This is a genomic window from Kribbella albertanoniae, from assembly GCF_004348455.1.
In the GTDB taxonomy this organism is placed as follows: domain Bacteria; phylum Actinomycetota; class Actinomycetes; order Propionibacteriales; family Kribbellaceae; genus Kribbella; species Kribbella albertanoniae.
Genome location: NZ_SMKA01000099.1, coordinates 1 through 26,911 on the forward strand (window position 1 = coordinate 1; position 26,911 = coordinate 26,911).

At 67.1% G+C, this 26,911-nt stretch carries 24 protein-coding genes and 1 rRNA gene; 4 read left to right on the forward strand and 21 right to left on the reverse strand.

Going from position 1 to position 26,911, the window contains the following annotated elements; all coding sequences use genetic code 11:
- Together E1261_RS21280 and E1261_RS21285 are read right to left on the reverse strand one after the other, a co-directional pair.
- Window positions 1–114, reverse strand: a 16S ribosomal RNA gene (locus E1261_RS21280); the annotation flags it as partial.
- A gap of 427 nt (window positions 115–541) precedes the next feature.
- Window positions 542–1,399 (reverse strand): helix-turn-helix transcriptional regulator, encoded by an 858-nt coding sequence (locus tag E1261_RS21285; RefSeq protein WP_132409080.1) that lies wholly within the window; start codon window positions 1,397–1,399, stop codon window positions 542–544.
- A 69-nt stretch (window positions 1,400–1,468) separates the two neighbouring features.
- On the opposite strand from E1261_RS21285, the gene E1261_RS21290 reads away from it, so the two are divergent.
- The gene (locus tag E1261_RS21290; protein WP_165952587.1) at window positions 1,469–3,958 is read left to right on the forward strand and encodes a glycoside hydrolase domain-containing protein; all 2,490 of its coding nucleotides are present in this window, start codon (window positions 1,469–1,471) and stop codon (window positions 3,956–3,958) included.
- Here E1261_RS21290 and E1261_RS21295 read toward each other — a convergent pair.
- Genes E1261_RS21295 through E1261_RS21305 form a run of 3 tightly spaced genes read right to left on the reverse strand, consistent with a single transcriptional unit; the run spans window position 3,955 to window position 6,838 of the window.
- Entirely contained in the window at window positions 3,955–5,619 is a 1,665-nt protein-coding gene (locus E1261_RS21295) for a hypothetical protein (protein ID WP_132409084.1), read from the reverse strand. The genes E1261_RS21290 and E1261_RS21295 overlap by 4 nt on opposite strands.
- Window positions 5,619–5,840 carry a hypothetical protein gene (locus E1261_RS21300; protein ID WP_132409086.1) on the reverse strand — a complete coding sequence of 74 codons (222 nt, stop codon included), beginning with the start codon at window positions 5,838–5,840 and terminating at the stop codon, window positions 5,619–5,621. Before E1261_RS21300 ends, E1261_RS21295 begins: the two co-directional genes overlap by 1 nt.
- Before the next feature lie 53 nt (window positions 5,841–5,893).
- Window positions 5,894–6,838, reverse strand: a complete 945-nt coding sequence (locus E1261_RS21305; RefSeq protein ID WP_238176342.1) for a glycoside hydrolase family 6 protein — start codon at window positions 6,836–6,838, stop codon at window positions 5,894–5,896.
- A gap of 190 nt (window positions 6,839–7,028) precedes the next feature.
- Between E1261_RS21305 and E1261_RS21310 the strand changes: the two genes are divergently transcribed.
- On the forward strand, window positions 7,029–7,829 hold the full coding sequence (locus E1261_RS21310; RefSeq protein WP_132409090.1) for a glycoside hydrolase family protein: 801 nt from the start codon (window positions 7,029–7,031) through the stop codon (window positions 7,827–7,829).
- Window positions 7,830–8,632: 803 nt separating this feature from the next.
- Here the strand turns inward: E1261_RS21310 and E1261_RS46910 are convergent.
- The 5 genes from E1261_RS46910 to E1261_RS21335 all read right to left on the reverse strand — a co-directional run bounded on the left by E1261_RS46910 (window position 8,633) and on the right by E1261_RS21335 (window position 13,684).
- Window positions 8,633–10,561 carry a glycosyl hydrolase family 8 gene (locus E1261_RS46910; RefSeq protein WP_132409092.1) on the reverse strand — a complete coding sequence of 643 codons (1,929 nt, stop codon included), beginning with the start codon at window positions 10,559–10,561 and terminating at the stop codon, window positions 8,633–8,635.
- Window positions 10,562–10,706: 145 nt separating this feature from the next.
- On the reverse strand, window positions 10,707–11,267 hold the full coding sequence (locus E1261_RS21320) for a vitamin K epoxide reductase family protein (protein ID WP_132409094.1): 561 nt from the start codon (window positions 11,265–11,267) through the stop codon (window positions 10,707–10,709).
- Window positions 11,251–11,898, reverse strand: a complete 648-nt coding sequence (locus tag E1261_RS21325; protein ID WP_132409096.1) for a DsbA family protein — start codon at window positions 11,896–11,898, stop codon at window positions 11,251–11,253. The genes E1261_RS21320 and E1261_RS21325 overlap by 17 nt, the downstream gene beginning before the upstream one ends.
- A gap of 60 nt (window positions 11,899–11,958) precedes the next feature.
- Entirely contained in the window at window positions 11,959–12,297 is a 339-nt protein-coding gene (locus E1261_RS21330) for a hypothetical protein (RefSeq protein WP_132409098.1), read from the reverse strand.
- A gap of 10 nt (window positions 12,298–12,307) precedes the next feature.
- Window positions 12,308–13,684, reverse strand: a complete 1,377-nt coding sequence (locus E1261_RS21335; RefSeq protein ID WP_202874893.1) for an NAD(P)/FAD-dependent oxidoreductase — start codon at window positions 13,682–13,684, stop codon at window positions 12,308–12,310.
- A 99-nt stretch (window positions 13,685–13,783) separates the two neighbouring features.
- Here E1261_RS21335 and E1261_RS21340 point away from each other — a divergent pair, with 99 nt between their 5' ends.
- Window positions 13,784–14,302, forward strand: a complete 519-nt coding sequence (locus tag E1261_RS21340; RefSeq protein ID WP_132409100.1) for a DUF6328 family protein — start codon at window positions 13,784–13,786, stop codon at window positions 14,300–14,302.
- Here E1261_RS21340 and E1261_RS21345 read toward each other — a convergent pair.
- Window positions 14,264–15,937, reverse strand: coding sequence for an alpha-amylase family protein (locus E1261_RS21345; protein WP_132409102.1), 1,674 nt, complete (start codon window positions 15,935–15,937; stop codon window positions 14,264–14,266). The two genes, E1261_RS21340 and E1261_RS21345, sit on opposite strands and share 39 nt — an antisense overlap.
- 63 nt (window positions 15,938–16,000) lie before the next feature.
- On the opposite strand from E1261_RS21345, the gene E1261_RS21350 reads away from it, so the two are divergent.
- On the forward strand, window positions 16,001–17,002 hold the full coding sequence (locus tag E1261_RS21350) for an SDR family oxidoreductase (protein ID WP_132409104.1): 1,002 nt from the start codon (window positions 16,001–16,003) through the stop codon (window positions 17,000–17,002).
- Here E1261_RS21350 and E1261_RS21355 read toward each other — a convergent pair.
- From E1261_RS21355 to E1261_RS21400, 10 genes are read right to left on the reverse strand one after another with little or no spacing between them, the layout of a single operon-like run.
- Window positions 16,999–17,202, reverse strand: coding sequence for a hypothetical protein (locus tag E1261_RS21355; RefSeq protein ID WP_132409106.1), 204 nt, complete (start codon window positions 17,200–17,202; stop codon window positions 16,999–17,001). The two genes, E1261_RS21350 and E1261_RS21355, sit on opposite strands and share 4 nt — an antisense overlap.
- Before the next feature lie 44 nt (window positions 17,203–17,246).
- Window positions 17,247–18,632 (reverse strand): MATE family efflux transporter, encoded by a 1,386-nt coding sequence (locus tag E1261_RS21360; protein ID WP_202874895.1) that lies wholly within the window; start codon window positions 18,630–18,632, stop codon window positions 17,247–17,249.
- On the reverse strand, window positions 18,629–19,687 hold the full coding sequence (locus tag E1261_RS21365; RefSeq protein WP_132409108.1) for a PLP-dependent cysteine synthase family protein: 1,059 nt from the start codon (window positions 19,685–19,687) through the stop codon (window positions 18,629–18,631). The genes E1261_RS21360 and E1261_RS21365 overlap by 4 nt, the downstream gene beginning before the upstream one ends.
- Window positions 19,684–21,033: an alanine racemase gene (locus tag E1261_RS21370; RefSeq protein ID WP_202874897.1), complete on the reverse strand. Its 1,350-nt coding sequence runs from the start codon at window positions 21,031–21,033 to the stop codon at window positions 19,684–19,686. The genes E1261_RS21365 and E1261_RS21370 overlap by 4 nt, the downstream gene beginning before the upstream one ends.
- A complete protein-coding gene (locus E1261_RS21375) occupies window positions 21,030–22,013 on the reverse strand; it encodes an ornithine cyclodeaminase (RefSeq protein ID WP_132409112.1) in 984 nt (327 codons plus the stop codon). The genes E1261_RS21370 and E1261_RS21375 overlap by 4 nt, the downstream gene beginning before the upstream one ends.
- Window positions 22,010–22,651, reverse strand: a complete 642-nt coding sequence (locus E1261_RS21380) for an ABC transporter ATP-binding protein (RefSeq protein ID WP_132409114.1) — start codon at window positions 22,649–22,651, stop codon at window positions 22,010–22,012. The genes E1261_RS21375 and E1261_RS21380 overlap by 4 nt, the downstream gene beginning before the upstream one ends.
- Before the next feature lie 7 nt (window positions 22,652–22,658).
- Complete coding sequence (locus tag E1261_RS21385; RefSeq protein ID WP_165952588.1) at window positions 22,659–23,468, reverse strand: ATP-binding cassette domain-containing protein; 810 nt, start codon at window positions 23,466–23,468, stop codon at window positions 22,659–22,661.
- Window positions 23,465–24,274, reverse strand: coding sequence for an ABC transporter permease (locus E1261_RS21390; protein ID WP_132409118.1), 810 nt, complete (start codon window positions 24,272–24,274; stop codon window positions 23,465–23,467). Before E1261_RS21390 ends, E1261_RS21385 begins: the two co-directional genes overlap by 4 nt.
- Window positions 24,267–25,253 carry an ABC transporter permease gene (locus E1261_RS21395; RefSeq protein WP_202874899.1) on the reverse strand — a complete coding sequence of 329 codons (987 nt, stop codon included), beginning with the start codon at window positions 25,251–25,253 and terminating at the stop codon, window positions 24,267–24,269. Before E1261_RS21395 ends, E1261_RS21390 begins: the two co-directional genes overlap by 8 nt.
- Complete coding sequence (locus E1261_RS21400; RefSeq protein WP_202874900.1) at window positions 25,250–26,863, reverse strand: ABC transporter substrate-binding protein; 1,614 nt, start codon at window positions 26,861–26,863, stop codon at window positions 25,250–25,252. The genes E1261_RS21395 and E1261_RS21400 overlap by 4 nt, the downstream gene beginning before the upstream one ends.
- Window positions 26,864–26,911 lie beyond the last annotated feature (48 nt).

A 26,911-nucleotide genomic window follows, 5' to 3' on the forward strand; every position in this document is an offset into this window, starting at 1 on the left:
TGTTACTCACCCGTTCGCCGCTCGTGTACCCCCGAAGGGGCCTTACCGCTCGACTTGCATGTGTTAAGCACGCCGCCAGCGTTCGTCCTGAGCCAGGATCAAACTCTCCGTTGAAAAATATAGACAAACCAGAAACCCCGAAAGGCTCCCGGATAGTCAACAACTTCAGTTGATCCTTTGAACATCAGAGACAATCAAACTGACTGAATCCAGAAATTACATTCAAAGGAATCCGAACACAGACACGATATGTCTATGCACGGGGTTAATGCTAAATTTCGGCATTGACTTTCGGCACGCTGTTGAGTTCTCAAGAATCGGACGCACACCGCGCTTCAAACTCTCGTTTTCAGCTCCGGGGCAACCCGCCAAACATTACTGTTCCGTTCGCAGCCGGTCAAATCGGCTACTTTCGACCCAGTCACCCCGCGTTTCAGCGACCGATCCGAGTCCGAAGACACGATCCGGCTGCGCTTACTTGAGGGTGGTCAGGAGGTCCGGCCGCTTCCGCGTCCTGCACTCGCTCCCAACAAGAAGAACACTACTGTGATTCGCGGTGAACGCCAAATCGGCTCAGGGTGCGGAACTCGCGCGGTGACATGTAGTAGTTCGCGGCGAAGCAGCGGGCGAAGTACGACTGACTCCCGAAGCCCGTGCGCTCCGCAATCTCCGCCACCGAGTACGGCGTCGTCCGCAGCAAGCTCGCTGCTTGCTGGAGCCGGAGGTCGGTCACGAAGCGGACCGGCGTGATGCGGTCGTGCCGGCGCATCTCCCGGGCCAGGTGTCCCGCACTGACGTTCGCCAGCTCGAGCATCCGGGGCAGCCCGGCCCGAAGATTCTCCTCCTCGTGCATCGCTGCCTGCGCGGCGCGCAACCAGGCCGGCTTGCCGGTGTCCATCGCCTCCCCCACCGGGCTGACCAGCAGGAAGAGGTCGGTCCAGAAGCGCAACAGGTCCAGGTCTCGCGGTTCGTCCTGACTTCGTGCGACAGCCTGCTCGAAGATCCCCACCAAGTCAGCCAAGTCACCTCCGTCCGCACGGAAGACAGGTGGCCGCGGGGCCAGGTCCCAACTGCCTGTCGGATCCAGGCGGCTGAGTGCGGCAAACGTCTGCCAGGCTGCGATCGGGAAGCTGACATTGACGAACTCCAGGCCTCCGGTGGCGCGCCCCGACATGGCGTGCTCGTCGGTCGGCCGGACCAGCACCACGTCGCCCGGCTCCAGCGGCACCGCACCACGGGACAGCATGTGCTCACCGCCGCCGGCCACCACGCCCATCAGCTCGTAGAAGTCCTGGTGGGTGTGCCGCACCGAGTCGCGTGCATCCGGTCCGTACCAGATCCGCGCCGCGTTGAACGGCCGGCCGAAGGCCTCCAGCTCGAACCGCAACGTGAGCACCATGTCAGAAAAGTACAAACTTCTGGTCGGATGCTGCTAGTGGTCCGGCGCGCCCCGGCCGACTCTCGTCACATGCGTCGAATTCTGCTGGTCCTCGCCCTGCTGGCCGTCCTCCTCATCCCCACTCCTGCCGCCGCCTCCACCAACCTCGTCCGGAACCCGGGTTGGGAGTCCGGATCCCACCCCTGGCTGGTACTCGGCGGCACCCTGGCCACGGAAGGCGCCCGGACCGGTACGACGGCGGCCCGGCTCACCGGCGGGGAGGGCACGTTCGAGCAGACCGTCAACGACCTGACGCCCAGTACGACGTACACGCTGCGAGGTTGGGCCCGCACGGACTCGCAAGGAGTCTGGATCGGTGTCAAGCGTTACGGCGGTACCGAGACCAATGTGCGGATCACCAGCCCGCAGTACACGCGGGGCGAGGTCACCTTCACGACCGGCAGTACCAACGACTCGGCCGTCATCTACTTCTTCAAGAACGATTCCGGCAACACCGCGTACGGCGACGACTTCGAACTCGTCCCGACCGCCACGCTGGGCCGTGAGCACAGCCGCAACGGCGGCTTCGAGAGCGGCAGCGACAACTGGGACCGGAAGAACTCGAACGTGGTCGCGCACAACGCCCGCTCCGGGACGAACGCGGCGCAACTGTCCGGCGGCGAAGGCACGTTCGAGCAGACTCTGACCGGGCTGTCCGCCAACACGACGTACGTGCTGACCGGCTGGGGGAAGACCGACAGCGCCGACGTGTGGATCGGCGTGAAGAACTACGGCGGCACGGAGACGAACCAGAAGATCACCTCCAGCGCCTACACGAAGGCCACCGTCACCTTCACCACCGGACGGGCGAACACGACCGCTCTCATCTACTTCTTCAAGTTCTCGATCGGCAATACCGGGTACGGCGACGACTTCAGCGTCCAGCCCGCGTCGGGGACCCTCCCACAACTGTGGACCGAGAGTGCGCTCACGAGCGTCTTCCCAGGCTCCGGACGATCCGGTACGGCGGGCACCGGCGTCTCGCTCCTTGCCGCCCGCAACGAATACGAATCCGCCCAGGTCGTGCTTCGCTCCCCCGGAACCTTCACGGTGAACAGTGTCGAGCTGCCGGCGTTGGCCAGCACCTCTCACCAGATCCCGGCGACCGATCTCCGCTACCGGTTCGTCGGCAACATCCATCTGCCGCACAACTCCAGCGGCATCGTCGGTCCGGTGGCCAACGCACCCGGCCTCTTCCCGGAGTACCTGCACAACGACACCCACCGCACCGTCCCGAGCAACACCACGCAATCGATCTCGCTCACGGTCCGGGTGCCGAAGGAGACCCCGGCAGGCATCTACCGCGGCACGGCCCGGGTGCTGACCTCCGCCGGCACGCTGACGGTTCCGGTGCAGGTCGAGGTGGTGAACGTGACCGTCCCCGACCCGGACAACAGCGCGCTGAGCTACTCGAACTACACCTACATGTTCGGCTTCGAGAACAGCGCCGACGACATCGAGCGGATCTACAACCTGAAGAAGTACTCGACCGGCTGGTGGGCGCTGATGGAGAAGTTCGCCGCCGACCTGAAGGAGCACCGCATCAACACCCAGTGGGTCCCCACCATGGACCTGCTGCTGAACGGCGGCAGTACCGTGCAGCCGAACGGCGAGATCGACTTCCGCTGGGAGCGCTTCGACGAGGTCGTCAGCTTCCTGATCAGCCGTGGCGTCGCCCAGCGCCTGCTCAGCGAGAACGTGCTGGCCAAGGACGGCGACAGCTACCGGATCTGGGGGCTGCGCAGGTCGGGTGACCGCACTGTCATCGACCGGATCGGGTACGACACCGCCGAGGGCAAGGCCTTCGTGGCCAAGTACCTCGACGCGCTCCGCGAGCACCTCACGGCGAAGGGCTGGTACAGCCGCTGGACGATGAACCTCGGCGACGAGCCGTGGACGAACGACCAGCTCGACACGATGCGACGCGTGTACGACGAACAACTCGCGCCCCGGATGCCCGGCGTACGGGTCTCGTCGCCGCACGCCGAGTTGAGGCCGGAGACCAAGACGACGTACGCCGGCCGGGTCAAGATCCTGGTTCCGCTGCTGTCGGTCTACGAGGACAACCAGACGTTCTACCAGACCCGCAAGGCCGCGGGTGACGAGATCTGGACCTACATCTGTGTCCTTCCTCAGGGCGAGTACTACAACCGCTTCATCGATCTTCCGGCCGCCCGGTTGCGCCTGATGAACTGGTACAACTTCGGCCAGGGCGTCACCGGCACGCTGCACTGGGCCTACAACAACTGGCACGAGCCGCAAACCGGCATCTCGACGCCCGGCGATGTCGCGATCGTCTACCCCGACCCCGAGCACGGCACGATCATGGGCAGCCTGCGCCACGACACGATGCGCGACGGCGCCGAGGACTACGAACTGCTCGCCCTCCTGGCCAAGCGCGATCCCGCCGCCGCCCGCGCGCTGACCACCGCACTCGCCCCGACCGCGAAGTACCAGCCGGTCGACCCAGCCACCTTCGCGGCCAAGCGCGCCGAACTCCTCCACGCCGCAGCCAGCTAGCGCTCGAGGTTAGGGTCCCGCACGGCGGTTGTCGTGCGGGGCCGTGGGGCCGTGCCGACGACATGTTGGGCGGCGGCCGAGGTGGGGTTGAGGCCGGCGGTCATGGCCTTGGTGAGCTCGGTGGTGTTGCGCTCGTGGTCGTTGGTTGCCTTGACCACCATGGTGAGGCCTTTGACCACCTTCGGATCGGGTGCGGGGTTCTCCAGGACCTGTTGCAGCGCTGCTCGGGCCTCGGTGCGCATCTCGTTCCTGGTCTCGGGGCTCACCAGGTGCATCCAGGCGGTCAGCGGTGGAGTCTCCATGGTGATGTTGAGTGGGGTCTCCTGCCACGGTTGTGAGCTGCCGGCGGCGAGCACGACCGGGGCCATGCACTCCGGCATGCTGTGCTCCCCGCTGGCCACCATGTCCGCGACGGCGAACGCCATCAGGTCCTTGGCCTCGTCGAGTGAGAGCCGGTCCTCGTGCACCAGCATCGTCGCGGCCGTCATGTAGAGCGTCGAGCTGCTCGACCGGCCGCCGACGAACCGGTCCGGCAGCGCATTCGTGACGTCGTAGTACCAGTTGGGGTCGCTGACATCGACCGTGCCGGGGACCGGAAGGTTGGCGTCGTACGGCGCGGGCTCGGGGTGCGCCGCCTCCGTGAACATCGCGTCGCCACCGAGTCGCCGGTACGGCGGGACGTTCACATCCCACCCGGCTTCGTTGAAGTTCAGGCGGGTTCTGGTCGGTCCGAGGGTCCGGGCGTAACCGCGCTCCGGATCCTCGACATTCGTATAAACGTCGCGGATCCGCTCGAACAGGACATCGTCGACCGCCAGCCGCGGCCCACGGTTCCGAGCCTCGGGAGTACCGGCGCCAGCCACATCCATACCGACACCTTCGTTCACCCGGGTCCGTCCCTGGTGGTAGCCGAAGGTCTCGAACGACGCACTCCACTCGTCGACGCCCTGCCCGTCGATCGTCAGTTCACCGGTCGCCTGGTCTTTCGCCAGTTCGACCGTCGACCCAACAGCCAGTCCGCGATTGCCGACCGGCCCCTCGAGCACCGTCCCGTGCATGGTCAGGTTCCCGGCGCCGTCGTCGGCGACCGCGGTCACCCGCATCCGGAGCTCGTCGGCCTCCGCTCGCACCCGGACCACGTGATCGACCCAGCCGGCAGCGGTGGCGGCCGTCGTACCGGCGTCGAAGGTGCCGGTATGCCGGGAGATCGCTCCGTCGGGCAGCATCGCGTACATGGTGTCGCGCTGGTAGGTGATGCCCAGCTGCTGCTGCGGATCGTCCCGTGGCGCGCGCTCGCGGGCGGCGGCGATCGCGTTCAGCTCGTCCTGGTTCGTGCCGGTGACCTGATAGCCGTCGGCCTGCAGGAACCACACCGGCTGGGCGCGCTCGACCTCGGGCACGAACGCGTCCATCTCTCGTTGGAAGGCCTCCCACCCGGGCCGCTGCTCCGGGTTACCTGCGTCGCGGCTCACCAGCTCAGCGCGCCAGTTGCGCTTCATGACCTGGAGGTAGCTCGCCGCACCGGCGATCTCGGCAGCCTCGTCGTTCCCGGGGTGCAGTCCGTAGGCGAGCTCGGGTGCGTGGCTGCGCTCGAGGGCGGCCAGCCGCTCCGCGGGTGTCCGGTGCTGCGCAAGGATCCTCGCAACGGCCGCGTCCTGCATTACGCCTCGTCGAGTGCCCGGCGGACCTCGCGTTCGACGTAGTCCCACGCGTAGTTCGCCGCGATCTGGTCGGTGTAGTACTCGGCCAGCGCCTCTTCGGTCAGCTTGCGGACCAGGGCTTCACCCTCCAGTACGGCGAGGTCGGCGCGCCGCGGTTGCAGCTTGGCCAGCGTGCTCGCCCGGATGGCGTCGTACCGGTCCTGCTCGTTCGCGTACTGCATCACAGCCCCTTCCGCATGCGCGGAGTCTAGGGGCGGAAGGGGCCGTGATCGGGTCAGGTGCCGTCGATGAGGCGGGTGGCGAGGTCGGGGTTGAACTGGCCGGCCGGAGTGGACGGGGCGGTTCCGCAGGGGCCGTCCGAGACGCCGGGGGTTTTGACCCAGAGGAGCAGCTCGGCGCCGCCGCCGGTCTGGGCGGTGACTCCGAGTTTGCGGCCGGGCGGGTTGCACCAGCCGTCGCCGTGGCCCTTGCCGTTGCGGCTGGTGTCGATCACGAACGGTTTCGCCGTACCGAGGTAGCTGTTCACCGAGTTCGCGTAGGTGATCGACTCGCTGGTCCAGTAGAAGTTCGAGACGTTCACGGAGAAGCCGCGGATGTTGGCGATGCCGGCCTGCCCGAGGCGGTTGGCGATGGTCGAGGCCGCGGTCCAGCCGGCGTTGCCCGCGTCGAGGTAGGCGTAGGTGTTCGGTGCCTTCTGCTGCAGCATCTGGGTGGCGTAGAGGAGCATGCCGAGACGTTCGTCGCGCTGGGCCTGGGTCATGCAGTCCAGGCCGTTGAGCGCATCCGGTTCGATGATCACCACGGCGGGTTTGGTGCCGATCCCGGCCGCGAAGCTCGAGATCCAGGTCCGGTAGGCGCTCGGGCTGCCCGCGCCGCCGCCGGAGTGCCCGGCGCAGATGTCGCGGCCGGGGATGTTGTAGGCGACCAGGACCGGCAGTTTGTCCTGCCCGTCGGCTGCGCCCGCGTAGTTGGCGACGGTGGTGCCGATGTTGGCGTCGTTGCCGAACCAGCGGGCGATCGGCTTGGACCCGATCGAGCTCTGGATCCGCGCTGCCCGCGGATCGCCGGAGTTGTTGCGTGCCCAGGTCGCGGGCAACGAGTTGGGGTTGACGTAGAAACCGCTGGTCAGACTGATCGGACTAGCTGCGAGAGCAGGTACCGACGGCAACAGGACCACTGCCGCGGCGACCGCGGCCACCAGGGACTTGAGAACGAACATTCCGGAGCCCTTTCTGAGCGAAGGGAGCATTTCTGGAAGCGCTACCAGCGTAAATCTGCCTCTGCTGCTCGACAACAGCCAACGACTACTCAAGATTGTTGGAAGCGCTCCCAGAGCTTTTGTCCCGTCGCAGCGTGGTGTCTGTCAAGCTGAAGGTCACCGCCCCCGGTATTCGATCGGAGTTCTACCGATGCGAAAACTCATCCTGTTGTTTCTGCCTGTCCTGCTGTCGTTCACGCTCGCCACTCCGGCGCAAGCCGCGGCGACCAAGAAAGGCGTCAGCACGAACAATGTCTCCGGTGCCTCACAGGCCCTGAGCGCTGTCAACGCGAGCTGGTTCTACTCCTGGGCCACGAACCCCCAGGGCGTCGCGAAACCGGCCGGAGTCGAGTTCGTCCCGATGATCTGGGGACGCGGATCGGTCAACGCCGCGGCCCTCAACGACGCGAAAGCCAACGGCAGCACGCTGCTCGGCTTCAACGAACCGGACATGGCCGGCCAGGCGAACATGTCCGTCGACGAGGCGCTCAATCTCTGGCCGCAACTCCAGGCGACCGGGATGCGACTCGGCGCACCGGCCGTCGCGTACGGCGGCGCTACGCCCGGCGGATGGCTTGATCGCTTCATGGCCGGGGCTGCTCAGCGCGGCTACCGCGTCGACTTCATTCCGATCCACTGGTACGGGTCGGACTTCTCCTCCGCGGCCACCGGTCATCTCGAGAACTACATGAACGCGGTCCGGGCGCGGTACAACAAGCCGGTCTGGGTGACCGAATATGCCTTGGTCGACTGGTCCACCGGTACGGCGCGCTTCCCGAGCGAGGCCCAGCAGGTCGACTTCATCAAGCGGTCGACCGCAATGCTTGCGGGGAAGACCTTCGTCGAACGCTTCGCCTGGTTCACCCTGAACACCCAGGTCTTCCCCACCGGCCTCTGCAACGGCGCCACCCCGAACGCCTCCGGCAACGCCTACCGAGCCGCCCCCAGCTGATCACGTCGGCCGCCACCTGAGGTGCACCCCCAGGTGAAGGGATAGCCCTGGGATAGCCCTTCAGATGAGGGGTTGCACCGAGGCTGGTCAGTTAATGCTCGCCTCTGCGGCATCCCGCACCCCACCACAACGTCCGAAAAACCGGAGGGCCCGCCTCCGAACGTTCGGACGTTAACCACCGCACCCAGCTAACGTCCGAAAAACCGGAGAGTCGGCCTCCGGTTGTTCGGACGTTAGGGAAATCTGTAGCGAACGGGTCGCCGAGTCCCCTTCCCCAAACCGGTTCGGGGAGGATCCGCGACCGATTCGGGTGGATCCTCCCCACATCCCTCGCGGCCGGCGCCCGCCCTCCCCAAATCGGTTTGTGGAGGAACATGGGCCGGGCAGGGCCACCATCCACCACCCCACCCTCCAGCAACGAGTCACTGGGCACGCGACGGAACCTCAGCCCGATGTTGCGCTATCCGGTGGATTGGGGGTGCTCGGTGACGAAAATCCACCGGATAACGCGCGGGACAGCCCGGGGACCCGAAATCGCGGGGCGGGATCACCTTGAGCACCCACCAACCATCTGACACCCCACCGGGATGGTTGAACCGTGCTCAACGTCGTACGGCCGGCTCACCTTGAGCACCGCTCAACCACCGTCCGGCCGCGCACATGGTTGAACCGTGCTCAACGTCGTACTGGATCGTGCGGAAGCCTTCAGCTAATCGGCCTTGGGCGGGGCGCGGGACGGGCGCACCTTCCGCGGGGGGCATGCGGAAGGTGCGCTGGTGGGAGGTTGGCTGGCACTCCGACGGTTACGGCACCCAGTGGTTGTGGGTGGCGGTGATCATCACCTGGAGCTGGATGCTGGCGGCGTAGTAGCTGCTGGTGTCGACCGGGGTGACGAGCATCTTGTTCCAGAGGGCGTCGAGCCAGGCCTGGCTGCCGGAGTCCGTCATCGCCGGGATGGTGAACGGTGCGAAGAAGGCGGCATCGCTGCCGGACTGGATCGCGGTTCCGTTCAGCTGGTAGCCGGTGGCGATGTTGTTCGGGTTACCGCCGGTCTTGGACTTGATCCAGCTGTTGAGCTTGCGGGCCGAGGTGAGGGAGGCACTGTCGCCGCTGGTCACGGCGTCGGCGCCGATCCGCCACGGGTCGCGGCAGGCGTTCCACCAGAACTGTCCGTCCTTCGGGTCCTCCAGAACCTGGCCGGTGGCCGGCCGCGGGCTGGAGTTGGTGTTGATGACGAAGTCGGGCAGCAGGCCGGTGCTTGCCGCGTAGTTGTTCTGCAGGGAGGTGGTCACGCTCTGGTGCTTGGCGCGGATCGTGTCCCAGGCCGAGTCGCCGGTGGCGGTCCGGAAGGCACGGAAGTGGTCGGCCATCCAGTCCGACGTCCGGGACATGTTCCAGTGCTCGCCGCCGGCGCTGCTCCAGTCGCCGAAGGTCAGCATGTTGGTGCTCGGGTTCAGCTCGCTCGCCTTGATCGCGTTGATGTGCCTGATCGCGAGCTGCTTGTAGTTGTAGGTGCCCGCGCTCCCCCACTGCTTGTCGGCGAGAAGGAGGCCGTAGGCAACATCCATGTCGCCGTCGGTCGCACTGTCGGAGCCGTTGACGCTCTGGCAGGAAGTGTTCTGCTCAGCGGCCAGCAGGTCGGAGTTGTTCACCGACGGGTGCGCCAGCATGTACTTGACCAGTCCGTCGAAGATCGTCTTGGCGGCCGGGTCGGCGCCGGCCATCGTCGCGGTGATGACCATCCCGTACCCCTGAGCCTCAGCGACGTACGGGTGATCGGCGTCCGGCGAGATGATCTGGTACCAGCCGTTGCCGCAGTTCTGCTTGACGAAGGCGGCCTTCCACTGCTGGTAGTAGTCGATCACCTTCTGGTCGAGGGTGGCCTGGCTGCCCGTCGGCTTGAGGATGCCGGCGGCGTACGGGAACCGGTGGCTGCCGAACGGAACAGCCGGTCCGCTGCCACCGGCTTGGGTGGTGGCAGTGATGGCGTTGCTCGCGGCAGACAAGTTGCCTGCGGCATCCCGCGCCTTGACCGTGTACGTGTAGCTGGTCGACGCCGTACGGCCGGTGTCGGTGTACGTCGTGCCGGCACTGGTGGTCACCTCGGTGCCGTTGCGATACACGACGTACCCGGTGACACCGACGTTGTCCGTCGACGCGTTCCACGCCAGCGAGACACTGCTCGACGTGGTCCCCGTCGCCGCGAGACCGGTCGGCGTACTCGGCGGCGTGGTGTCGCCCGGGTCGCTGCCCGTCGTGCCGTAGACCTCGAGATCGAACAGCGAGTACCCGTACGTCGTCCCGCGCACGGTGCCGTGGACGCGAACGTACCGGCCGCTGCCCGACACCGTCAGATCGTCGATCGCGCCGTTACCGGTCGTGGTCGAGAAGACATCGGTCCACCCCGTCGAGCCGTCGGCCGAGGTCTGGATCTTGTACGACTTCCCGTACGCCGCCTCCCAGTTCAGCTTGACCCGCGTGATGCTCGCGGTGCTCCCCAGGTCGACCCGGATCCACTCGGGATCATGTCCTTCGATACTGGCCCACCGGGTGGACGAATTTCCGTCCACCGCCTTGGCCGCCTCGAACCCGGCGCCCTCGATCGACGATGCGGTCGTGGGCTTCCCCTGCGAGAGCAGAGTCTCGGCGGCCGAGGCGGACAGGGCATTTGGCACGAACAAAGCAGAGGCGACAACCGCGGCAGCGGTCAGCCCACGTAGTAGATAAGACATCAGCGGTGTCCTCCGGGCGGTGAAAAGGAAGCTGCACAATCCGTAACAGTTAGGAAAGTTTCCTAACTGTTGTCCGAAAAGTAGAGCCACACCCGGAGAAGCGCAAGACGTCGTACCGAGATCAATCGCTTGTTTTGCCCGCCGGCTACAAGAGAGTTTTCCAATAGGACCAGAACTGTTCGGTGATCAGGCTCAGTACGGCGACCGCCCAGAGTGCGAGCGGAATGGGGTGGTACCGGGTGAAGCGGTTCAGGTTGTGCAGGGTGACGTACCAGAAGATGGGGATCGTAACGGCCCAGACGGCCATGCAGTAGGGGCATAGTGCCTGGATGCGGTAGAGGCTCTGGAAGATCAGCCAATGCACGAAGACGGCGCCGAGGGTGACACCGACCTGCAGGCCGATCCAGAACCAGCGCCGGAACGCCGCACCCGCGAGGAGTGCGGCGCCGACGGTGGTGACGACCGCGAAGCCGGCGAGGCCGAGGAGCGGATTGGGGAATCCGAAGACCTCGGCCTGCGGCTTGGTCATCACCGAGCCGCAGGACAGCACCGGATTGATACTGCAGGACGGTACATAGCTGGGATCCCGCAGCAACGCGATCTTCTCCACCGTCAGTACGCCGGCAGCCAGCAGCCCGATCGCCCCGCCGATCAGCAGCAACCACGGCAACAGCCGTGGGAACGGTGAGTTACTTGAGGGCGGCATCGATACTCGCAACCAGGTCCTGGGCGGACTGCGGCTCGAGCTTCTGGCCGTTCAGGAAGAAGGTCGGCGTACCGGTGACTCCGAGCGCCTCGCCGTCGGCGACGTCCTTCTTGATCCGCTCGAGCGTGGCCGGGTCCTGATAGGCCTTGTCGTACGCCGTCAGGTCGAGCCCGAGGTCCTTCGCGTACCCGCGGAAGCGCTCGTCGGCCGGGACCTGCGCCTCGCCCCACTCCGACTGGGTCTCGTACATCTTCTGGTACATCTGCTCGAACTTGCCCTGCCCGGCCGCCGCCTCGACGGCGCGGGCTGCCCGTTCGGCGTTGAAATGCGACGGGATCGGGAAGTACCGGACCACGAAGGTGACCTTGCCGGCGTAGTCCTTGCGGAGTTGTTCGACGGCCGGGAAGGCCGCGCGGCACGACTCACATTCGAAGTCCAGGAACTCGACAAAGGTCACTTTGCCGTCGGGCGCCGTACCGATCTTGTGGCTGTCCGGGCGCACCAGGCGCTCGTTCGTGACGCTGGGTTCGGCTTCGGAATCACCGGAGTTGACAGCCAGCAGTACGCCGACCGCGACGGCGAAGGCCGCGACGATGCCGATGGAAATTCGGGCAGGGGTGGATAGCTTCATCTACTGCAACCTCGCATGATCTGATCCAGGAATGAGCTGAGCGCACTGCTTCAGCGCAGATCAGGTCCGAAGTACACAGAGCTGTGTCAGGCGAGGGGTGGTCCAGTGGGCAGGGGCCGCGGGCGTCACGCCGGCATGCACCAGAGCGCGCGGCAGGTCACCGAAACGCTGCCGCCGGCGCAGCACGAGCCACGCCGACAACAGCAACAGCGAACCAGTCAGGATGATCGCGCACGGCCCCGGGTGGTCGTAGCCGACCGGGTCCACCGTCTTCGGCGCCACCGTGGTCCCAGCGGTCAGTGTCGACTCGCTCACCACGGTCTCCGCCGTGAAGGAATGCAGGACGAACACGCCGAGCAGCGCCCCAAGAACCATGAGGAAACGCAGCAGCCTGTTCATCCCGGCCAGCTTAGCTAACCCCCACACACGTTCGTACCCGGTCGAGGAAGGTCGGGTCGGCGAGGGTTGCCGGGTGGGCGTCCATGAAGGTGACCGCGGCGAAGACTTCAGTGATGGTGGGATCGGTCAGGGTGGCCTGGATGATCTGGTTCATCGCCGAGCGCTGCTGTTCGACCTCGGCGGAGGCTTTGGTGCCCGTGATGGCGTCGTGGCGAGCCGCGTCGGCACCTGCGGACAGCGTCCAGGCCGCGTCGGTGATGACTTGCTGGAGGGCGAAGAAGTCGGTGGCCGGGCTGGTGAGGTCGGGGTCGGTGGTCAGGTACTCCGACAGGCAGGAGGCGTGCAGCGCGGCCGAGCTGATCCCCTGCCCGTAGATCGGGTTGAAGGAGGCGACGGCGTCACCGACTGCGACCAGGCCGGCCGGGAAGTGCGTGAGGCCCGCGAAATCGCGGCGCCTGCTGTCGGCCTGGTGGTAGGTCTCGAGGCCGTGGGTCGGCACCCCGCTCGTCGCCTGCCGGAAGATCGGGGGCAGGTCGTTGCAGACCGCGCGGAAGGCGTCGAGTGAACGCGCGGCGGGCTGCTCCTCGTACGACATCAGCATCACCAGCCACTGGTTGTCCTCGATCACGTTGACACTCGCGACGGTGAGGTCGAACGGCATTGCCCGCGGCGAGATCAGGTCGAGTACACAGGCCTCCTCGAGGCTGTCGGCGCTCTTGGTCCGCTCGAAAAGTCCTGTCACATAATGGATCCCGGTCGGCATCCGCTCCAGAACTGGACGCTGGTAGCCGGCCTGCTCGAGCCAGGACGACAGCCTGGACGCGCGCCCCATCGCATCCACCACGAAGTCGGCGGACACCGTCGCGCTCCCGACCTGCACTCCCCCGACGCGGCCGTCGTCGGTGTAGACGAGGCCGGTCGCCAGACCGGTGACCGTGGACACGTTGGGCAGCGCGAGCACCCGGTTTCGGACGCGCGCCTCGAGGAAGGGACGACTCCCCAGCAACAGCTTCGCGTCGCCGCCCTGCGCCCGCGGGCGACCGTCGTAGTACACGCCCTGCTGGCCGAGCGGGGCCAGATGACCGCCCAGTGTCTGGGCCTCGTCGACCACTCCCGGCAGCCAGCGTTCGAGCTGCTTCAACCCACCCGGTAGCAGCGCATGCCCGTGCCGATCCTGCGGTACGCCGGCTCGCGGGCGCCCGGTGGTCTCGGGCTCATCGCGTTCGACGATCACGACCTCGCGCGCGTGATCGGCCAGGACCCGGGCGGCCAGCAGCCCGGCGATGCTTCCGCCGAGTACGCAGGCAGTTCCGAACAACTTCGGCGTACGGGCTGGTAGTTCGGTCCGGATCAGCCGGTTGAAGGTTTCGACAGACGAATCGGTCACCAAACAATCGTCAGCCGCTACTCCGTGGGATGTCGTGCCCTTTCAATCCAATCTGAGGGCAGTGCTTGGTTGCTCCGATCGACGGGTACTTGAGCCGTCATGGACCGCGAACCCGCCAATTACACCCGTGACGGCGAGAACTCCGGCGAGCGCCTCGACCGGCACTGGAACGAGCTGCTCCAGGAGTTGCGCCTCGCTCAGACCGGAACCCAGATCCTGTTCGCCTTCCTGCTCAGCATCGGGTTCCAGAGCCAGTTCCAGGCAGCCGACCAGTTCACCCACCACGTGTACGCCGCCACCCTGATCGCTTCCGCTCTGGCAGTCGCGCTCTTCCTCGCCCCGGTCTCGTTCCACCGCATCGTCCACCGCCAAGGCCTCCGGGACCGGCTCGTCACGATCACCGATCGGCTCACCCAGTTCGGGCTCGCGTTCCTGGTCGTCGCCATGGCGGGCGGCGTGCTGCTCGCCCTCGACGTCGTCCTCTCCCGCCCGGTCGCGCTCGGCATCGTGGCGGCCATCCTGATCTGGTTCGTGGTGTTCTGGTGGCTGATCCCGCTCCTGGTCCGCAACAACTCAGATTCAGATGAGGTAGCGGTCACCGGGACGGACAAGACGTAGCCAGCGGGCGTCGTACGGTTCGAGCTCCAGCGACAACTGTCCGCTAGCTGTGACATCGGTGCGGCCGTCGCGCAGCAGGTCGACCGCGCAGAGTTCGGCGCCCGAGTCGGCCACCTGGAGCGTGACCCGAGCTGCTTCCGGGCCGAAGTTGTGCGCGGTGACGACGGCGCCGTCCTCGTGTTCGGAGCGATGCGCGAACACGGTCGGCGCGTCGTGTTCGAGGATCGTGCAGTCGCCCCACGACAACTCCGGGCACTCCCGATAACGCCGTACTAGCAGCTTGATCCAGTTCAGCAACGAGTCCGGGTCTCGGCGTTGCGCTGCGACATTGACGTGCTTCGGGCCGAACTCTCCCTCGGTGACCGGCGCCGCGAGGTGTGGCGGAGCGGCCGTGGAGAACCCGCCGTTCGGGCCGTCCGTCCACTGCATCGGGGAGCGGACCGCCGCGCGGCCCTTGATGGCCAGGTTCTCGCCCATGCCGATCTCTTCACCGTAGAAGAGCACCGGGGTGCCGGGCAGCGAGAACAGCAGGCTGTAGACCATCTTCAAGCGGGCCTGGTCGTTTCCCAGCATCGGCGGCAGTCGCCGGCGCAGGCCGCGGCCGTAGACCTGCATGTCCTTCGCTGGGCCGAACGCGTCGAACACTTCCTGCCGCTCGGCGTCGGACAGTTTGTCCAGCGTCAGCTCGTCGTGGTTGCGTACAAAGGTGCCCCACTGCCCTTGTTCCGCAGCAGCCGGGCGTTGCCGCAGCGCCTGCACCAGCTCGGCCGGGTCGTTGCGTGCCAGCGACAGATACAGCCGCTGCATCCCGATGAAGTCGAAACACATCGTGAGTTCGTCGCCGTCCTCGTCACCGAAGAATCGCCGTACATCGGGATACTTCAGATTGACCTCGCCGAGCAGCATCGACTGCGGATGCCGCCGGTCCAGGAAGGCCCGCAGATCGCGCAGGTAGTCGTGCGGATCCGGCAGGTTGCCCGCGTCGACGGCACCGGTGGTGTCCAGCAGGAACGGTACGGCGTCCACCCGGAAACCGGAGATCCCGAGCTGCGACCAGAAGCCGATCACCCGCTGGATCTCCTCCCGCACCTCCGCCTTCGCGACGTTGAGATCCGGCTGATGCTTGTAGAACTGATGCAGGTAGTACTGCCCGGCCTCTTCGTCGTACTCCCACAGGCTCGTCTCCTGATCGGGGAACACGATGCCCTCGTGCTGGTTCGCCGGCGGCTCGTCCTGCCAGACATACCAGCCCCGGTACGGCGACTCCCGCGAAGCGCGCGCGCTCTGGAACCACGGATGCCGGTCCGAGGTGTGGTTGACGACCAGGTCCACGATCACCCGGATCCCGCGGTCGTGGGCCAGCATGATCAGCTCGACCAGATCGCCGTGCGTACCCAGGCGGGAATCGACGCCGTAGAAGTCGGTGATGTCGTACCCGTCGTCACGATCCGGCGTCGGGTAGAACGGCATCAGCCACAGGCACGTCACGCCCAGATCCGCCAGGTGATCGATCCGCTGACCGACACCGCGCAGATCACCCGATCCGTCACCGTCGGTGTCGAAGAACGTCTCGACATCGAGGCAGTAGATCACCGCGTTCTTCCACCACACATCAGCCGTTTCTGTCAGTCGCATGGATTCGCCGGTGCCCTGGCCGCGCCCGGCGTACACCCGTGTGGCCCGGGGTACTGGACCGCCATGACGCAGGTTGTGGTGGTGACAGGAGCCAGTGCCGGGATCGGCCGCGCGAGTGCGATCGCGTTCGCCCGCCGCGGTGCGAAGGTGGCGCTGCTGGCACGCGGCGAGGAAGGTTTGCGAGCCGCGGCGCGTGATGTCGAAGCCGCCGGCGGTACGGCGTTGGCGATCCCGGTGGATGTCGCCGAGTACGACGAGGTCGAGGCGGCCGCGGCCCGGGTCGAGGACGAACTGGGGCCGATCGATGTCTGGGTGAACGTGGCATTCTCCAGCGTGTTCGCGCCGTTCACCGAGATCGACCCGAAGGAGTTCAAGCGGACCACCGAGGTGACCTATCTCGGGTATGTCTACGGCACCCGGGCCGCGCTCGACCGGATGAAGCCTCGGGACCGGGGGACGATCGTGCAGGTCGGTTCCGCGCTGGCTTATCGCGGGATCCCGCTGCAATCGGCGTACTGCGGAGCCAAGCACGCCATCCAGGGCTTCCACGACTCACTGCGGTCGGAACTCCTGCATGACAAGGCGAATGTGCACGTCACGATGGTGCAGATGCCGGCCGTGAACACCCCGCAGTTCTCGTGGGTGCTGTCGCGTCTCCCCCACCACCCGCAACCCGTGCCACCGATCTTCCAGCCGGAAGTCGCAGCTGACGCCGTACTGTTCGCTGCCGATCATCCGCGTCGCCGGGAGTACTGGATCGGTGGGCCGACGATGGCGACGGTGATCGCCAACAAGTTCGTGCCAGGTCTTCTCGATCACTACCTGGCCCGCACCGGCTACCAGTCGCAGCAGAATCCGAAGCTCAGCAAGCCGGACGCCGAGAATCTCTGGCAGCCCGCCGACACCGACCGCGACTTCGGCTCCCACGGCGCCTTCGACGACCGTGCCACGACCCGCAGCTACGAGTTCTGGACCTCCCGCCACCGCAACGCCCTCGCGGCCGCGGCCGCCACCGCCGTGACGGCCGCTGGTGCGCTGCTCGTCCGCGCGGCCCGCAAGAACTAGACGCCGTACGGCGGCCTGTTCCTCGGCTCGAGTTCGATCCCGGCCTGGGTCGCCTTCTGCTGAACCGCTGCCTCCGGGCGACCGAGTCTGATCCCGATCACACAGGGCGGGATGTTGAGTGCGGCGAGCTTCCCCAACCGCGCGAGCTCCTCCTCCGTCCACGGCTTCTCCGCGTTACTGACGGACTGCGGCAACACCATTGCTCTCACTTCTTTCGTTCCGTTATGCCCTGCCCGGTACCCCGTCACCGCCGACCGAAAAGGGCACGGAAGCGGCGGCCGAGCAGGAATGCGGTGGCTGCGAAGCCGCAGCACAGGCCCGACCAGACTCCCCAGCCGCCCCAGTTGAACACGTAGGCGCAGAGAACCATCGCCGGTACGCCGACGAGCCAGTAGCCGACGAGGGTCGATCGCAGCCCCGACTTGGTGTCGCCGAGGCCGCGCAGCAGTCCGACCAGGATGTTCTGGGTGCCCTTGCTGTACTGCTGCGCGACCGCGAAGAACAACAAGGTCGATGCGGTGGCAAGCACCGCCGCGTCGGCCTCGCTCGACAGGAACGGCGACAGCACCACCTGCGGGAGCACGATGTAGATCAGGCTCACCACGGCCATGAACGTCCACGACACAGTGAATGCCTGCCGTGCAATGATCCTGGCCCGGTACGGCTCGTCGCGGGCGACCGCACGGCTGACCAGGATGGACGAGCCCTGCGACAGGCCGATGTTGACCTGATACACGATGTAGGCCAGCTGGTTCGCGAGGTTCGAGGCGGCGAGCATGACGGGACCGAACAGGCCCATCAACACCGTCGCGATCGACGTGATCGCCGCCTCCGAACCGTACGTGAAACAGATCGGCGTCCCGTGCTTGACCATGTGCCGGACGACCGCGGGATCCGCCCGCCACGCCGCGAGCGACACCATCGGCCGCAGGAACGCATCCCGCCGTACAGCGCTGGCAAACACCCCCAGCGTGAAGAACTGCACCACGGTCGTCGACAAACCGACCCCCGCGACGCCCAGCTCGGGCATTCCCAGCCAGCCGTGGATGAAGACCAGGTTCAGTACGGCGTTCACCGCGATCGACACCAGGGTTACCGCCAGCAGGGAACCGGGCCGCCGCAGTCCGACCGCGAACTGGCGCAGTACGTTCAGCCAGATCATCGGGAACAGCCCGCCCGCCAGGGTGAACATCATGGCCCTGGCGAGCGTCACGATCTCCGGACGCTGTCCCAGCAGCGGCAACGCCAGTGCCAGACCGCACAGGACACCCGCCCCGACCGCCGCGGTCAGCGTCGCCACCAGCAGCGCAGACCGCAGCAGCGTCCGGATCTCCTGCCGCGCCTGCTCATCCGGTTCGCCAGTGCCGGTACGGCGTTCGCCCGCGCCGGCCGCGGTCGCCACCAGGTTCCCGACGCCGGTGACCATGCCGACGCACATCGTCCGGATCTGGTTGTAGAGCAGGAGCGCCAGCCCACCCGCTGCCACCGCGGAGACACCGAGTAGGCCCAGCATGGCCAGGTCGACGCTGGTGAGCGCGACCTGGGCCAGCTGGATGCCCGCGATCGGAGCGGCCAGGGCGACGAGCGTGCGGTAGCCGTCCGTCGTACGGACCTTCTCCAGCGTGCTCACACGCCCACCGCCACTGGTGCGCGCGTTGCCCACCTGTCCCGGGTTGCCACCCGCACCGAGGCTTCGTACGTCGTGAACCAGCGCTCGACCCGCCGATGCGCCAGCTCGTCGAGTACGTCGCGTTCGCGCAGCCAGCCGTCGTCGAACACCGAGTCCAGGTACTTCTCGCCGGTGTCGTTGGACAGCACCACCACCGTGCTCCCCGCCGGGTGACCGAGTAGCCCTCGCAGCGCTACGTGGATAGCGCCACCAGTGGTGCCGCCGACCAGCGCACCGGTCCGCCGGGCCACGACTCGAGCACCGGCGAAAGCATCGGCATCGGACACGCGGTGGGATTCGTCGATGACAGTACGGTCGACGTTCGCACCGATCGGGAATCCTTCCGGACTGCCCGCCCCGGTCTGGTGGTAGATGCCAGGAGCACCGCCGAAGATGATCGATCCGATTGGTTCGACCGCGACCGAGCGGGTCCGCGAACCGGCCGCGCGGAGCGCCCGGACCGTGCCGCACAACGACCCGCCGGTCCCGATCGCCGCGACCAGCACATCCACCGCACCGAGTTGCCGTCGCAGCTCCGCCGCGAGATCGGTGTAGCCGGCGCCGTTCCCAGGATTGTTGTGTTGATCTGGATGGAAAGCTCCAGTGGCCGCCGCGATCTCAGCAGCGACCCGCCTGCGCAGAACCGAGCCGACGCCCCCACCAGGTGGGATGTCGACGAATACCAGCTCCGCTCCGAGTGCAGTCAGCATCCGGAGCTTTTCCCGCGCGGCATGCTGATCGACCACGGCCGTGAAGCGGTACCCGCGTTCCAGAGCGACCAGCGCGAGACCGCAGCCGGTGTTCCCGGAGGTGGGTTCGACGATATGGCCGCCGGGCCGGAGCACCCCGTCCCGTTCGGCGTCGTCGACCATCTGCTGGGCCATCCGCACCTTGCACGATCCGGTGGGGTTGAGGTGGTCGAGCTTGAGCAACAGACGGGTTCCGGTCCCGGTCCGCGCGAGCTCGAGCAACGGCGTGTTCCCGATCAGTTCGGACACACGCTGGACGACGGTCATCGGATCTCCTGGATCGGGTAGTCGGTGTCGACCTGCCAACGGTCTCCGTCGACCACCACCTTGGGCGGCAGCGGCAACTGGTGGAAGCCGCTTTCGTTCTTGTCCATCTGGTATCCGGCGGTGTTGGGGTACAGCAGCAGATCCCCGGCCACCGGCCGGGCCGGCAACTGGATCGTGCGCCAGGTCAGGACGTCGTACTCCATACAGCTGGAGCCGCCGACGGTGGTGCGCACGGGATCGTCGGCGCCATCGGTACGGCGAATCAGGATCGGATCGGGCAGGAACTCGCTGCCCTTCCACTGTTCGGACAGACTCATCGACAGCCCGGCCACGGTGGTGATCAGATGCTCGTCGCCGTCCTTGCAGCCCAGTACCGGGAAGACGGTGAAGCCGGCGCCGTCGACCAGCGCCCGGCCGGGCTCCAACAGCAGCTCGATCCCGTCAGCTCGCAGCCGATCTGCCAACGGGCGTCCGTCGATCTCGTGCCGCAGGATGGCCGTGACCATGCCCGCGCCGATCGGCGACTGGTGGTACGGGTAGGTCCGAGCCGGATTGTGCCCGGCATGGAACCACTCGTCAGATCGGCCGGCTTCGAACCGCGCCCAGTCCTCGGCCTCCACATAGGACACCGCAATCCCGCCACCGATGCTGATCTTCGACGCGGAATGCCCCAACGCCCGCGCGGCCCGGCAGTGGCCGATCAGCTGTGCGGCGAGTTCGGCTCGCGGAACCGGGTCATACCCGTCCAGGTGGAACGAGAACCCGTGCAGTACGACGGGCGCCCCGGGCTCGGCACATCGCCGTACCGCGGCGTTGAGTGCCTCGGGCGCGAACCCGAACCTGCTGTCGGGAGCTGCCGGTGGTCGCACCCGCAGCAGAATCTCGGCCGGCTCACCGAGCTCGCCCGCCAGCTGCAGAACGCGTTCCAGCTCGTCGGCCGCGTCGACCGCGATCAGGCAGTGGTGTCGCAATGCAAGCCAGAGCAGGCCGTCCGGCTTCGCGGCACCGGTCACCCCGATCGCTTCACCGCGTACTCCGTTGCCTAGGGCATGGACCAGTTCGGGCACACTCGCGACGTCGACGCCGCTGCCCAGCCGAGCGCATTCACGCAGCCAGGCCGACGCCTTGTTGGCCTTCTTTCCGTAGTAGACGGTGCCGGCCACTCCTTCAGCAGCGAGTGCATCGGTCATCCGCTGCAGGTTCTCCGCGAACGTCGCCGGGTGAACGACGTGAAACGGCCCGCCACCGATGGCGTGCGCGATCTCCCAGATCGTCCGGGACGTCCGCACAGCGAGTGCCCAAGGTCGTTCGATTGCGGGAAGTGGCGGGGACAGGGTCTCCGTCATGACCACAGGGCAACCTCTTGGCCGCGACCCGCAGCGATCGCGCGCGCAGCAAGCGCGTGGGCCACCGGGATGTCGGTGATGATCATGCCGCTGCTGAATGCGAACACCCGGTCGTCATCAGTACGGCGACCTGGCGCACGCCCGGCGAGGATGTCGGGGAGCTCGGCGTCGATGCGGAAGACGCCGTCCGGACCGGCCATCCGCTGACCGGTGACCTCGACCTGCGCGGCGCTGGTGGCCACCGTGTAGTCGGCCTCGGCGAGCGTTCCTTCCTGAACGCCCTTGCTGGCAACAGAAACCAGCAATCCACCCTTCGGCAACCAGCCGAGCTGGATCTTCGGGTGTGCTGCCCGGCCGGACGCAGCCACGACGATATCGGCTTCGCGGGCGGCGGCTTCGACGTCGTCGATCAGTTCGACCTTGCGGTCGGGGAACCGTTCGGCCACCGCCGCGACGCTGTCCCGGAGCCCATCGGGGTGAGTGCCGAACAGTTGCAGCTTCTCCAGCTCCGGCAGCGCGGTCAGCAGGTAGGGCAGGGTCCGGATCCCCTGCACGCCAGTTCCGACCATGAGCGCCGTACGCGCACCCGGACGGGCGCAGGTCCGAGCGATCAGGGCGGTGCTGGCCGGTGTCCGAGTCGCTCCGACCCGCTGGCAGTCCATCAGGGCGAACGGCATGCCGGTGGTGTCGTCGTACAGCGTGATGGTCGTGTAGTACTTCTCGGCGGAGGTGCTGCCCTGGCGGTAGCTCGTCTTGAAGGCGGCCTGTTCGAGCGAGCCGTCGTACCCGAGCATCGAGTAGGTGACGGCGTCGCGTTCGGGGTCGGGCAGCGGCACCATCAGCTTGGCCGGGTTGCGTGAGCGGCCGGCGGCGTAGGCCAGGTAGCCGTCCTCGACCAGCGTGATCGCTTCGGCGGGCGAGAGTTCGAGGTTATGGAGATCGGTCCGGCTCAGTACGTGCAGTCGGGGGCGGGAGTTCATGAAGGAACCTTTCTCGGGGAGGTTTCAGTGACAGTTGAGGATTGGAGCTCGAGGACGCGATCGGCGCAGGCACCGACCAGCGGCAGGTCATGGCTGACGAACAGGACCCCGGCGCCGTCGTCGGCAGCCCGGCGCAGCGTGGCCACGACGGCCGCCGTCGCCGCCGGGTCGAGGGCCGCGGTCATCTCGTCGCACAGCAGGTAGCCGGGCCGGCCGGCGAGCGCGCGGGCGATCGCGGCCCGCTGCAGCTGCCCGTCCGACACCTGATCCGGACGGCGGTCGAGGAGCGCGGGTTGCAGATCCGCCTTGGTACACAGGGAATCCCAGTCGATCCCGCTGTCCGGCGCGCAGATCTCGATCGACCGGCGCAGGGTCAGGCGTGGATCACAGGAACGGCGAGCCGACTGGAACAGCATCGCCACCTGCCCCCTTGGACGCTTGGGAAGCGGGTCGCCGTCGATCAGCACCTCGCCGTCGAGTGGCCGGTTCAGCCCGGTGAGGACACGCAGCAACGACGTCTTACCGGAGCCGGACGGGCCGACCAAGCCGACGATCTCACCAGGAGCGATGTCGAACTCGACGTCGTGGAGCAGGGTGGTCCGGCCGTGGCCGACCGCGAGGAAACGTGCCGAGAGCATGCGCTGGTCATCCTCCATAGCGGTAGTCGGCGGGCAGGTCGATCAGGTCCGGCACCGGGTGCGGGAGGGGATGCAGCCCGTTCTCCGGCAATGCGGCGAGCAGGTCACGGGTGTAGTCCGCGCGCGGTGCGGTGAAGATGTCACCGGCGCGGCCTGTCTCGACGATCCGCGACGCGAACATCACCGACAGATCCGCATCGGGGGCCCCACTGCGGACCGCAGCGAGGTCGTGGGTCGCGACCAGGACGACCCGATCAGCGGCGAGCTTGGCCAGCAGTCGTACGACGTCCTCCGAACGCCCCCGGTCGAGCGCCGAGGTCGGTTCGTCGGCCACCACCACCGGCGGGTCACCGGCCAGCGCGGCGGCGATCGCAGCCAGCTGCAGCATGCCGCCCGAGAGTTCGAGCGGATACTTCGTAAGCGCACTCGGATCGAGTCCGACGAGGTCGAGCAGCTCCGCGGGACCGCGCTCACCGCCGAGGTAGCGAACCGTCTCGGCCAGTTGCCCGCCGAGTCGTCGTACCGGGGTGAAGCAGGTCATCGCCGACTGCGGCACCACGCCGACAACACGTCCGCGGTGGCGCCACAACTCCGGTACGGCGAAGCCTGCCGCCGACACCGTGCCTGCGAATCGGGCGTGGCTGGGCAGCAGCCCGCTGACGACTGAGCAGAGGGTCGACTTCCCGGAGCCCGAACCGCCAACCACGAAGTGCGGCTTGCCTGGTATCGCGAGCAGATCGACATCGGTCAGTGCGTGCACCTCGCGGCCCGCGCCGATGGGAATGCGGACCTGGACGGCTTTGAGTTCGAGGGTCACGCGATCGGCTCCCGACATGGTCCGGCGAGCGAGCGGCCCAGCGCCGACAGCGCGAGCGTGACTGCGACGATCGCACCGGCCGGGAAGACCAGCTGCCACCAGTGCCCGAGCAGCAGTGCCTGCCCCGAGTCCGCGAGCAACGTGCCCAGCGACGCCTGGTGCGGAGGCAGACCGACACCGAGGAACGACAGTGTCGATTCGTGCCACACCGCATGCGCGACCAGCAGTACGGCGGCCACTCGGGCCTGCCCGGCCGCGACCGGCAGGAAGTGGATCCGCGCAATGCGCGTCGCGGTCAACCCGTGCAGCCTGGCCACCTCGACGTACTCGGCATTGCGGACCGACAGGACTTCGGCGCGCACGACTCGAGCGGTCGCCGTCCAGTGCGTGAGCACCAGCGAGATGACGATCGCGACCAGCGAGCCGCGGAACAGCGAGACGATCAGCAGGGACAGCAGCAGGCTCGGGACGGCCGTCAACGCTTCGGCGATGCGCATACTGATCCGATCCACCCAGCCACCGGCAGCGCCGGCCGCGATCCCGACCACGACGCCGATCAGGGTGGAGATGATCGCGGTGGCCACCGCGATCGCCAGCGAGACACGCATCCCCTTGGCGACCAGCGTCAGGAGATCCCGCCCGGAGGCATCGGTGCCGAACCAGTGCGCGGCGCCGGGGCCCTGATCACCCGACGCGAAATCGGTGATGGCTTCGTCGATGGGATGCACCAGCGGGGCGAGGATCGCGTAGCCGGCCAGCACCACCACGGCCGCCACCGCCAATCCCATCTGCCTGCGATCAGCCATCGGCTTCGATCCGTGGATCGGCAGCGACTGCCGCGACATCCGCGGCAAGGTTGCCCACGACAACCACTACCACCGTCAGGACGACCACGACCGCGAGCAGCGGGAAGTCCAGTGCGCGCGCGGAATTCACCACGGCGTCGCCGAGACCGGGCCAGGCGAAGACCGTCTCCACCACGGTCGCCCCAACGAGCAGCTCCGGCAGTCTGCCGCCGATGAGTGCGAAGAAGGGCGCGGCGGCCATCGGCAGGATGTGCCTGCTCTGGACGATTCGCCGCGGCAGGCCGCGAGCCTGAGCACCCCGTACGGCGTCCCCGTCGGCCGCTCTGGTGATGGCTTCGCGGAGCCCTAACGCCAGCGGCGGCACCTGCGAGATCCCCAGAACGAGCGCGGGCAAGAAGAGATGCCGCAGGGTCGAGGCCGCGGTGATCGCATCACCTGAGTCGGTCACCCCGGCCGCGGGGACCCATCGCAGGGTCACCGCGAACAGCAGTACCGATCCGAGCGCGACGATGAACGGAGGGACGGCGTACAGGATGACGGCGAAGCCGCTGATCAGTCGGTCGGCCAGGCCCCCGGCTTTTAGGCCCGCGGTTGCCCCGAGAGCTGCGGACAGCACGATCGCAACAACCGAGGCGCTGAGGCCGAGCAGGGCGGTCCATCCCAGTCGGTCGGCCAGTACCTGCGCGACTGGCTCGTGGAAGGTGCGCGAGTACCCGAGGTCTCCGGTGAACAGGCCGGTCAGCCAGTGCCACCAGGCTGCAAACCAATGCTGGTTGAGTCCGAGGGTCTCGCGGAGGGCGCCACGTTCTGCTTCGGTGAACCCGTCACCCGATCCGCCGAGATACGCCTCGAGCGGATCGAACGGGCTGGCGGCGGCCAGGGCGAACGTCGCCAGCGAAACCACGAGCACCAGCGGTACGCCGTACAGGAGCCGTCTCCCGGCGAGTTGCCGGATCCGGGCGCGACGGGTCCGAATCACCCGCGCGTCCAGCGGGCCAACGAGTACCAGGGACCCCAGGCCACGCCGTGGGCGTGCGGCTCGAGTGCCGTCGGTCCGAACTTCCAGCCGTTGTCACGCACCACGTAGACGTGGTTCTCCGACACGAGCGCGAGCATCGCCGGGGCCGCGTGATAGGCGGCCTGGAAGTCGCGGTACAGCTTCGCTCGCTTGGCCGGGTCCTGTTCGACACGGGCCGCCTGCAGCGCGCGGTCCACAGCGGGGTTCACGTAGTCGGAGGCGTTGTCCCATTTCGATCCCGCGCCCGCAGTTGCGTACCGCGAGTGGAACTTCGGGTAGAGCTGGGTGTCGAGGGTGTAGGGCTGGCCGCCACCGCCGAGCATGAAGGCCGTCTTGGCCAGATACTCCGGCGTCATCGTCGACTTCTCGACCGCGACCGGCTTCATCTCGATGCCGATCTTCTTGGCGTCGGAGACCGAGGCCATGGTGAGATCCCGGCGCAGGATCTCGGTCGGGTAGTACGCGACGTTGAAGGCCGCGCGTCGTCCGTAGCGAACCCGGATCCCGTCGGCGCCGAGCCGCCAGCCGGCGTCATCAAGGACCTTCCGCGCGCGGTCTGCGTCGAAGGTGAAGTCCTGGGCCGGGTCGTACGCGTCGCCGTACAAGGAACTGACCAGTGTCGAGACCGGGGTGCCTTCACCCTGGAGGATGTCGCGGACCATCGCGCCGCGATCGACACCGAGGTTGAGCGCGAGGCGGATGCCGGGATCACCCGCGACCGGGTCACCGGTGGGGAGAGTGATGCCGAGCCAGTCGTTGGCCTTGGCGACCACGGTGCGGTACCCGTTCTTCGCGACCGCGCGGGCCAAAGCAGGCGACAGCTTGGTACCGTCCGCCGTGCTGGCGAGCTGGGCGGCGCGCGCCTTCTCGTCGTCGGTCCGCCGGATCACGAACGTCTTGACCTGCGGCTTGGATCCCCAGTAGCCGTCGCGTGCAGACAGGACCACCTGGTCCGTCCGCAGCTCGGTCAGCGCGTACGGCCCGGTCCCGACCGGCTTGTTGCCCAGGGCAAGCTTGTCCGCGGGGCCGGGCTTCGCGAGGCTCTCGGCGGGCGCGATCGCGAGGAAGAGCCGATGCGGAACATCGGCGTACGCGCCGGTCAACCGGAAGTCCACACTGTTCGGACCGGAGACCTCAGCGGTCCGCAGGAAGTCGAAGTTCGCCGCGATCGGCGCGGCGAACGCCTTGTTGATCACCGCGTTGTACGTCGCGACGACGTCCTCCGACCCAAAGGTCGACCCGTCCGAGAACGTGACCCCCGCCCGGGTCTTCACGCGCCAATGGGTCAGATCGCCACCAACCGGCGTCGGCGCACCCTCCGCCAGCACCGGCACCGCATCCGGGATCCGATCGTCCTGCCCCTCGGCAACGCGGTACAGGCTCTCGTAGATCTTCGATTCCCCATTGCTGCCATGCCCCGTCAACGGATTGAAGCGCCCCAGCTCCTCCGCATCGATCACCACGAACCGATCCGTCGCCCCACCACCCGCAGGCGCCGGCGCCCCACACCCGGTCAGACCGATCCCAGCAAGAACAACGAACAGCGCGACAGGCCGCAACAAGGTTTGCACCAGCGCAACTTATTGAAAATGGATGTCATTATCAACCCCCTGTGAGCC